A 1,283-nucleotide genomic window follows, 5' to 3' on the forward strand; every position below is an offset into this window, starting at 1 on the left:
GCCTACGTCTACGGCACCGCCAAGGTCGGCGAGGACTCCAAGGACCTCGTCGTCCGCGTCAGCGGCCGCGACGTCCCGGAGAAGGGCAGCACCCTCCACATCGTCCCCCGCTCCGGCGAGACCCACGTGTTCTCGACCTCCACCGGCGAACGCCTCTCCGACTGAGGCACACACCACCTGACGCACACACCACCCAGGTTGACGGAGAGGGCCCCGCGGACCACCACGGGGCCCTCTTCGCTGCTCGTGGACACTCCGGCAAAACCGGTCATTTCGAGCGATGCACGTCAACCCCCTACCCCGAATCCCGCCCTCCTACATCCCCCGAACCGGTGACTGAGTGTCGCCGAACAACCACCCCACGCTACCCTCGCTCGCGTGAAGCACACCACTACCCAACGGACCCAGCGCGGCCCGGGCCCCGCCCGCCGGATCGGCCGCAGCCTCGCCCTCGTCCTCCCCGTCGTCCTGGTGCTCTCCGGGACCCTGGCGGTGACCCGGGTCAACTGGTCCGGGGACTCCTCCTCGGACTCGGTGCTCGCCGCCGCCGAGGCCCCCTCGGCCACCGGCTCGGGCACCAAGGCCCGCACCAAGGCCCCTGCCGCGCACGAGGCGCTGCGCGACAAGCTGCTGCTGGAGCTCCAGGAGCAGGACCCGGGCATCGCCCTCACCCACCTCCAGCAGGCCGTGAACGGCCGCCCGTCGCTGGCCCGTCACTGCACATCGATCGCCCGCGCCCTGGGCCGCGCGGCGGTCAGGGTGTACGGCCCGTCCCGCGCCCAGTCGTACGCCCGCCCGGTCTGCGACACGTCCTTCGCGTCCGGCGTGCTGACCCAGCACGGCTGAGCACCCGCGGAGCCCGTCCGCCCTGCGCCCATGCGGTGACGGCCGCGCTCCCGTGCCCCAGGGTCGTGCTCCCGCGAACGGGGCGCCACGTACAGTTCCGGTCATGACCGATCCGAACGCCGCGTCGCGCCCCGTTCAAGCCGTCGTACTGGCCGGTGGCCAGGGTTCCCGGCTGCGTCCGTACACGGACGACCGGCCCAAGCCCATGGTCGAGATCCCCGGCACGGGCACCCCGATCATCGGCCATCAGCTCACCTGGCTCGCCGAGGAGGGAGTGACCGATGTGGTCGTCTCCTGCGGCCATCTCGCCGATGTCCTGGAGAAGTGGCTGGACTCGGCCGAGCTGCCCGTCCGCGTCACCACGGTCGTCGAGTCGGAGCCCCTCGGCCGCGGCGGCGGCCTCAAGTACGCGGCCGCCCACCTCCCCCACCCCGACC

General features: G+C 72.3%; 2 protein-coding genes and 1 pseudogene. All 3 read left to right on the forward strand.

The window, feature by feature from the left end; translation table 11 throughout:
• A pseudogene (locus FPZ41_RS46575) lies at positions 1-165 on the forward strand (sugar ABC transporter ATP-binding protein); the annotation flags it as partial.
• 213 nt (positions 166-378) lie between these two features.
• Positions 379-846, forward strand: coding sequence for a hypothetical protein (locus FPZ41_RS46580; RefSeq protein WP_322621602.1), 468 nt, complete (start codon positions 379-381; stop codon positions 844-846).
• Positions 847-949: 103 nt separating this feature from the next.
• A partial coding sequence (locus FPZ41_RS46585; RefSeq protein WP_152870942.1) for a nucleotidyltransferase family protein occupies positions 950-1,283 on the forward strand: 334 nt, incomplete at its 3' end.

The sequence above is a fragment of the Streptomyces acidicola genome (genome assembly GCF_009377235.1).
Classification (GTDB): Bacteria; Actinomycetota; Actinomycetes; order Streptomycetales; family Streptomycetaceae; genus Streptomyces; species Streptomyces acidicola.